Consider the following 8542-nt stretch of genomic DNA (forward strand, 5'->3'; position numbering starts at 1 on the left):
AAATTGGGGGCCACTTCTAACTTTGGGCGTTTCCGTTTTAGCGATTGATACAATTTTATATTCCATCAATTTTATATTCCATCAATTTTATATATTTTCGATTGTAAGTTGCCTAAAAAGGGCTACAATCGCGAATTATTACCCCTCTGGTGGAACTAAAAATGATAAAGAAAACCTTCCTTGCTATGGCACTCTCTGCAAGCATCATTGCTCCGGCGACCGCTTGTACTGGTATCTCACTTTCGACGACTGCAAACGACCACATTCACGCTCGAACAATTGAGTGGGGTGAGAGCGATCTCAATAGTAAACTGATTGTTGCTCCTCGTGATTACACGTTTACCTCAACGATGCCAGACCAAAAGCAAGGTTTGAGCTGGAAGAGCAAGTACGGCTTTGTTGGTATTTCAGTGAGTGATGATCGTTTTATTGGTGAAGGCATCAATGAAGAAGGTCTAACTGCAGGTTTGTTCTACTTCAAAGGTTACGGTTCACTAAAAGCGTATGATCCGAATGATCGAGCAGACAGTATTGCGGATATGGATTTTGTACGTTGGATGCTGTCGCAGTTCAAAACCGTGGATGAAGTTAAAACGGCAATGAAAAATATCGATATTGTTCCTGTTTATATTGATGAGAAAGGTCAACCTTCACCGACTGGACATTGGCGCGTTACCGATAAAGCAGGCAACAACATCGTTATTGAAATCATGGATCATGGCCAAGTGCACATCTATGATAACGAGGTTGGAGTGCTAACTAATTCACCAACTTTCCCATGGCAAGTCACCAACTTGAATAACTACATTCATTTGCAACCAGGCACCAGTGCTCCGACTAAATTCGGTGGTGTCGAAGCGAAGTCTTTTGGTATTGGTTCTGGTTTCTTAGGTTTACCGGGTGACATTACGCCACCATCGCGTTTTGTACGTGCGGCATTTTTCGTAAATACAGCCCCAGAATCAAAAACGGGTGAAGAGGCAGTGTCACAAGCCTTCCATATTCTGAACAACTTCGACATTCCAATTGGCACCGAGTTTAACCCAGAGTACCGTAACCATATTCCAGATCTGCCAAGTGCGACACAATGGACTTCGGTCATCGATCAAGGTAACAAGGCGCTGTACTACACCACGATGCACGACAGTAGAATCAAGAAAGTTGACCTGACTAAGATTGATTTTGACCAAAAGCAAGAAGTGAAACGCGAACTGGATAACGGCACGTTCACGTTTACAGATGTGACACCATAGCGTCTTTAAGCAAGTATCAATAACGCGCAAAGCGGAGAGGGACTTCCTTCTCCGCTTTTTTATTACCAGAAAAATAACAGCTTAAAAAAACGCTCTATAAAGTGAGTTATTGATTCAGTGAGTGATGATATAACTTAATTGAAACTAGTGAAATATTTGACTCTTATTCCATTTTTATATTGATAATTAAATTAATTTTTAATATTCACTTTTATCAGTCGAATGCAAATATTAATGTTGTAGTATAAATCTGAACTTATCTATAGCTAGAGGCTGGTTTAAAACTCAGTACTCAAACTTTCATTGGTTTAAATATATTGGTAAATATTTTATTTAGATAAGCTTTCTGCTTGGTATCTGTTTAAATTGTTGATTTGTATTTAATTTTAATCATTATTGGTTCTATTTGTTGGAGTTGATGCTCTAAAAATCTTATTTGATATCTTTATCGTTAAATGATCCGTTACTAAATAAGTTAATTCTAAAATTTAAACTTTAATAGGTTTTTTCTTTATTTTGTCTTGGTTTGTTGGTTGTCAACGAAGCTCAATCCTTATGTTGTCTAAGAAAGATAATTAGATTTATCATTGGCTAAAGCAGTGGCTAGTTGAAATGTTGTTATATAAATAGAAGAGGGAAGTATGAAAAGAAATAAAGTCAGTATGGGACTTAATATAGTTGGTGGAATATTGCTTTCAGGAATAGCAAATGCTCAAGTTATTCAATTTAATAATGAAACGCCAGTAAATAATTTACAGGGTGATTTTGAGGCGATGGTGATTTATGCGCAAAACATTACTGTCCCTCATTACAATGATAAAGGCGACCCTAGGCCGCATCTCACCGCATTGCGTGATACTTTACTTCTTGTTAAGCCAGTTGAACCTTTAAATGTCTCATCACAAGTCAAAGTTATTGCACGAGATAGTCAAGGCAATCAGTTGGGTGCTTTATCACTAAACACACCAGAGCAACTTCCCAATCATGACGGCCCCAACCTCGACATTATGTACGCGCAAGACATGTGGTCTGTAACGCTCCCAGCGACTTGGATACAACACGGTCTGACTTTGGAGTTGCTCAATGGGAGTACATCTGGTCTTCTGTCCGATTTGGATATTGGCGCGCCTAACGAACTGCTCATTAATACGATGGATTTGGGGATGCTGACTAATCCAAGGGGACGTTTCTACTTCGCTGATAATCCAGAGTTGCACAAGGATTACTTCCAGAAAATTCCGGTAAGTAAGTTGATTGTTAACCCTTACGAAACCGTGAAACTTGATGAAGTGATGCTACCGGATGGAGATTTACTTACAGAGCTTGACCCGAGCACTGGGACTTGGCACCAAGGAGATATGCGAGCGTATACCACTAAGATCTTGATGTCCCATGGTATTAATCTCGCAAACTATGGGATCAATTCATCAACGTCAGTGTCAGAGAGAGCACACCCGTACACGGCGAACCAAATTACCGCGATTGCAGCAGTAGGTCGTTATCAAAATGGTGTTGTTGCTCACGGTGGTAGTGGAGGCAACGGCATGGTGACTATCGACTCATCAGTGGGAAATGAATGGAGTCACGAAGTTGGCCATAACTTTGGGTTGGGTCATTGGCCAGGAGGCACTGATGGGACGACACACCGCCCATCAACGGACATCAACTCTGCTTGGGGGGGGGATCTATTGCAGAAGCGTTTCATTGCCAACTTCATGTGGAACAAGCGTAATGGCGAAGACCAAGTTTGCTGTAGCGATGGGATTGGCATTCCTGCATTTGAAGGCTACAAGTTTAATCGAGATGCGATGGGGGGCGGTGAGCCAACTTCACCAATTTCCAAATACACGCTGCATACGCCTTATGTGCTAGAGAAAATTCAGACTTTTATGGAGGGCAAAGCTACATTTGATGAATCATCTTCTACTGGGTTTACTAAGTGGAATGATGAAACGAAAGCGATGCAAGCGTTCCAGCAACCCGCTATTTTGTTATCGAAATCGATTACCTCTCAATCACAATTGAATACGATCAAAGACGACATCGATGGCTCCGTATTGTTGGGCTACATCAACGATTTTGACATCACGAAAGTCGAGACGGGAGATGGACGTTGGATACGCGATATTTATTTGCCTAGTGCAGAAAATGTTGCAGTAGGCAAAGCTGTGAACATTGCGCGTTACTCTGGCTATGGAATGACGGCTCATGTTAATGGTCAGTTGGTTAACTTGAATCGAGGTGATAGTAAGTTTTACATCAGTGATGGAAAAGCATGGCTAGAAACCACTGAAGATCAGGTAGCCGAGGGTAAACCAACACGTATTCCAACTGACTATGGTGTACCAGTAACGACGCTAGTAGGTTATTACGATCCTCAGCAACAATTAGATAGCTACATTTTCCCTGCTTTGCACGGCGCTTATGGGTTTGTTTATCAACCTACTCCTGTTGATCGCCTCGATACGACAGGTTGTTATGTCAAAGTGTATAACGGTCAAGACCACCAAACGGACAATTATCAGTTGGTTGGATTCCGTTTCGACGATAATGTGATGAACAAATTCCATATCAACCTTAAGCAGACCGATGATCCAACAAGGGCAGAGGTTGTGTGTGATAACGCTGTTTTAAGCTCGTTAGATATAGAGAAGCCAAAGCAAGCGTTAGAGGTTTCTATCGTCCAGTCAGATTCTTTAAAACCATCCGAGAACAATAAGCCCGTAGCGCACGCAGGTGAAGACCAGTCAGTATTGTCAGGAGCAACTATCACCTTATCGGCCGACAAATCCACGGATGCTGATGGTGACGAGTTAACTTATGTTTGGGAGCAGATATCGGGTTTGCCCGCGAGCATTCAAGCAAGCAACGCAATGACAACCAATGTGGTTTTGGCAGAATCGACACAAGAGCAATCTTATGTATTTTCTGTGTTGGTTTCAGACGGTAAATCGAGCTCCAGTGATATGGTCACCATTATTGCTCAGCCCCAACCAACTCAAAACCATGCACCGGAAGTCTCTCTTCCAAGCAGTATTGATGCAAAACCCGGAGAGGTTATAGAGATAACCGCGACGGCATCAGATCCTGATGGTGATGTGCTGTCATTTAAGTGGAGCACTTCAGGCTTAGCTTATCAGACTATGTCCGGTGGCACGATTCAACTTTCAGTTCCAGACGTGACGGTTGATAGTCAATTTTTGCTAAGTGTTGTTGTTTCCGATCCTAAAGGGGAGAGTGCAAGCGCAAATACAACGCTTAACGTGAAAGCCAGCGGCAATACCTGCAGCGTCAGTGACCCAAATGCCACGAATTACGACGCGTGGTCTGCCAGCAAATCCTATTCAGGTGGTGACTTAGTTAGCTACAAGCAGTTGGTTTGGAAGGCAAAGCACTGGAGTCAAAATAATCAACCTGACAGTAGTGATGCTTGGGAACTCCTAAGTGATGTTGTGCTGCCATGGTCAAGTCAAGCAGCATACTCGGGAGGTGCTCAGGTTACCTATAACGGGGTTAAATTTGAGGCCAAGTGGTGGACTCGTGGCGAGCAGCCTAATGTGTCCAGTGTCTGGATCAACAAGGGCGCTGCCTGCCAGTAGCACGAAAGCATAAAGACTGTCGGGAGTGGCGCTCTCGGCATTCTTTATGCCCCGACATACTTTATCTCTCTTATATCCTGCTCGTCGGTTGTCTTGGGATGCATCCCAACAAGCATTTATTCTAACAAACAAGTATTTAAACAAACAAGCATCCCAACAAACAATTCGAGCAGCCATACATACCGTCTTTGAAGGTTGAATATTATGTTCCCTTATAAAAAACTCTGTTTAAGTGCATTACCATTGATACTGAATTTTCCCGTTTATGCTTCTTCTCAAGGCACCTATGTGGTGGTGTTAAATGATTCAAATGTATCTAGTCCCATGTCACGATCTACTCGACCTTCCTCAATGGAAGAGAGAGTGAATCAAGTCTTACAGCGATTGAATGCAGAGCCGAAACCTTTGTCTGCTCGCTCACTTCAAGAAAATCAGCCTCCAATCGCAGTGGCAACCTCGAATCTATATGAACTGACAGGTGCAGGGTCGATTAGTTTATCTGGTGCTCAATCGAGAGATCCAAACGGTGACTTATTAACTTTTGAATGGAAACAACTTTCCCCTTCATCCCCCCTTGCAGATATAGCATCACCAACTACGGAAGAGACTACCGTTCGTTTTGCAGAAATAGCTGCTGACACGACCTAGCGCTTCTTGTTAACCGTCAAAGACGGCTCGTTGTTTGATACATCAGAAGTCGTCGTGGTTCAAAAAGCAAAAGTGGCTTCTACAGGAGAAATGTGGGACAGGAGTAAAACTTATGCGTCACCTTGCCATCGTGTTTCTTGGAACGGTGGTGAGTGGGATAACCAATGGTGGACCTCAGGGAATGAACCGGGCGCCGATGGTACATGGGGTGTCTGGCGAAAAGTCGGAAGTACAAATAACCAATGTAATTGATTGGTGAAATTCAAGAAGGGCTAGAAAAACGAGTAGGGATAATTGCGTGAAGTATTACCCCTTTAAATTCGCTTGAGCATCGTCTTATCGGTAACTCACGCCATTCTCTGAAAGTTAGGTTCCAAAAGGCGAATCGCGGGAAATTTATCATTTAATCACTGATCTATATATTCAGTTTGTAATAGAAAAATTAGACGGAAAGCTTTGTTTTCAACGCATTAGTACACCCTTGAACGAGAAAACTGCGATTCTCGTAGGCATTCTGATAAAAAAGTTCTGCCGTATGCTATCCAGACTACTATCGGTATTTGTAAGAATTCTCCCTAAATCTATAAATGTTGGTCGGGGGAGATCATTGTGAAGGACAAAATGGAAACCTATTGGGTGCAGCTTGTAGATAAAGCAAGTACCGCATCTGATTTATCAGGTTTGACGCGTTCAAGGTTACGAGGTTGTATCGGTAAATACGGTTTGCGTTACAAGGTGGAAGGTGGGGTGCTTACGGAGCATCGTTACAATCGTAAAAACCTCGCGCCCAGTTTAGAGAGTGAAGCATAGGCTTCACTCTTGAGGCAATGCTACTGAGCGTTTTTACTGGTGACCTGTTCCAGTCCAATCTGTCTGGCATCGTGACTCGTGAACATCTGGTAAGGGCGTAAACCAAACAAGGGCATAATAGAGTAGATATGATCGAATAAATCTGCTTGTACGCCTTCATAGTAAGCCCAGTCTGTATTGTTCGTAAAGGCGTAAACTTGAAGTGGAATACCCTCTGGCGTCGGTTCTAGCTGTCTCACCATGATAAGCATGTATTGGTGGATGTCTTTGTTCGCTTTCAAATAGGCATTAATATAAGCTCGAAACATACCCAAATTGGTCATCTGACGAAGGTTGCCAAAAGTTGGTTCGTCGCTCATTTCCTCATTGTATTCGTTGATGTCTCGCGATTTTTCATAGATGTATTGGCGCAAGATTCGAATGCTTTTCAGCTTTTCAACTTCTGCATCAGATAAGAAACGAATCGATGTAACGTCAACATTTACGGAGCGCTTGATACGGCGACCACCTGAATCTGACATGCCTTGCCAGTTGATAAATGCGTTCTGAACCAGAGCATAAGCAGGCAGCATGCTCACGGTGTTGTCAAAGTTTCTGACTTTCACCGTGGTTAAAGAGATTTCTTCTACCGTGCCATTTGCGCCATAAGCGTCCATTTGAATCCAATCGTTCAAGCTGATCATGCGGTTTGCAGAAAGCTGAATGCCAGCAACGAAGCCCAATATTGTGTCTTTAAACACCAGCATCACGAAACCAGTCGCGACACCTAATCCAGACAAGAAAATGACCGGGGACTCATTGGCGAGAATGGACATAGACACCACGACGCCAACAAAGAAGGTGAACAGCTTAATCAACTGAACAAAGCTCTTGATCGGCATTTTTTTTGTTATGCCTTTAAACGTCGCGATGTCATTCATTGCGTCGAGTAGGGCGAAGATCATCCATACAAAGATGACCAAAATCGAAATGCTCAAAATCCTATCGAAGATAGCAGCCAACCAATCATAGTGGCCTACTGCAAGGGGAATGAACACATCCAGTACCATAATTGGGATAAGCAGCGACAGTTTCTCTAATACATCGTATTTCGCCAAACTTTCAGCGAGCGGTTTGTTGGCTTTCTGCAGCACGTTATTCACTGAGCGAACAATCAAGTGATGCACGATCAAATAACTGACTGCTGCCGCGGTGAGGCTTGCTAGGATAAATACGGTGGTGAGTTCAATGCCATATGGGTCGCTGTTAATACCGACAGCACTGAGCTTTTCAGAAATGAAGGTGCGAATGTGATGATCGAGCAAAATGTCATCCTCTAAAATGTAGCCTGAATCAAAAGAGTGAGAACTTATCAAGAAAAGGCAGGCAACTGGCGTTAGAAAGCCGCTAATCCTACTCCCCATCTCCTTGTTTTGCACTGGTTTAATCCAGCAATCTAGAAACTTATTGTTCAAAAATAGCGTATAGGCGGCGATGTGATACAGGTTTAACATCTATTAATGCAAACGGGACACGTATTTCAGTTAAGTCTGTGAACTCTCTACGTTTTTAATAGACTAGACTGAAGAGGCGGCTCGCGTTTAATTCAAGAGGCATTCAATGGAAAATTCTAATCAATCACAACAGCCTACATTCCTATCTAAAGGCTGGAAATACTTCGTTATCGTTGGTGTTATCATCGCACTAATGGGCATTGGGGCAATGAGTTTGCCCGTACTGGCAGGCGTGACGATCTCAACCATCGTGGGTGCCGTACTCTTGTTCAGTGGTCTGGTTCAGGCTTACCACACATTCTCCATCAATGTTTGGAAAGAGAAGCTTTGGTATGTATTAAGTGCAGTACTGTATATCGTGGGTGGTCTGTTTATCTTGTTCAAACCACTGGCGGGCCTTGTCACGATTACCATGTTGATGGTGATTGTGATGATCTTAAACGGTTTGACTCGTATCTTCTTTGGTTTGAGCAACCGTAGCCTACCAAGCAGCAACGTTATCGTATTCAGTGGTGTAATTTCAGTGCTTATCGGTGGTTACTTCTTCATGTTGCTCGATGATCCTGCATTCTCAACAACGTTATTGGGCACGTTTGTCGGAATCTCGCTACTGATTGAAGGCATCAGCTTCATCTTTATGGGCTTACAAATGAAAAAGCTCTCCCAATAAAGACACTATCTAGCGCTAAAACTTTGTGAAATAGAGAATGCCTGCCGATTCGGCTGTCTCTTGATCACA

7 protein-coding genes are annotated in these 8542 nt (G+C 43.0%); 6 read left to right on the forward strand and 1 reads right to left on the reverse strand.

What is annotated here, in order from left to right; all coding sequences use genetic code 11:
* The first annotated feature begins 161 nt into the window (after window positions 1-161).
* From KIV40_RS24075 to KIV40_RS24095, 5 genes are all read left to right on the forward strand, one after another.
* Window positions 162-1253, forward strand: coding sequence for a choloylglycine hydrolase family protein (locus tag KIV40_RS24075; protein WP_285351704.1), 1092 nt, complete (start codon window positions 162-164; stop codon window positions 1251-1253).
* Window positions 1254-1894: 641 nt separating this feature from the next.
* Window positions 1895-4852 (forward strand): M66 family metalloprotease, encoded by a 2958-nt coding sequence (locus KIV40_RS24080; protein ID WP_285351706.1) that lies wholly within the window; start codon window positions 1895-1897, stop codon window positions 4850-4852.
* 363 nt (window positions 4853-5215) lie between these two features.
* Window positions 5216-5500 carry a hypothetical protein gene (locus tag KIV40_RS24085; protein ID WP_285351708.1) on the forward strand — a complete coding sequence of 95 codons (285 nt, stop codon included), beginning with the start codon at window positions 5216-5218 and terminating at the stop codon, window positions 5498-5500.
* A gap of 30 nt (window positions 5501-5530) precedes the next feature.
* Window positions 5531-5752, forward strand: a complete 222-nt coding sequence (locus tag KIV40_RS24090) for a hypothetical protein (RefSeq protein WP_285351710.1) — start codon at window positions 5531-5533, stop codon at window positions 5750-5752.
* Window positions 5753-6121: 369 nt separating this feature from the next.
* Window positions 6122-6310: a hypothetical protein gene (locus KIV40_RS24095; protein ID WP_306431884.1), complete on the forward strand. Its 189-nt coding sequence runs from the start codon at window positions 6122-6124 to the stop codon at window positions 6308-6310.
* 20 nt (window positions 6311-6330) lie between these two features.
* Here KIV40_RS24095 and KIV40_RS24100 read toward each other — a convergent pair whose 3' ends face one another.
* Window positions 6331-7614 (reverse strand): mechanosensitive ion channel family protein, encoded by a 1284-nt coding sequence (locus KIV40_RS24100; protein WP_041853351.1) that lies wholly within the window; start codon window positions 7612-7614, stop codon window positions 6331-6333.
* A gap of 295 nt (window positions 7615-7909) precedes the next feature.
* On the opposite strand from KIV40_RS24100, the gene KIV40_RS24105 reads away from it, so the two are divergent.
* Window positions 7910-8473 carry an HdeD family acid-resistance protein gene (locus KIV40_RS24105; protein WP_005427746.1) on the forward strand — a complete coding sequence of 188 codons (564 nt, stop codon included), beginning with the start codon at window positions 7910-7912 and terminating at the stop codon, window positions 8471-8473.
* The last annotated feature ends 69 nt before the right edge of the window (window positions 8474-8542 follow it).

The organism is Vibrio sp. D173a (assembly GCF_030248475.1).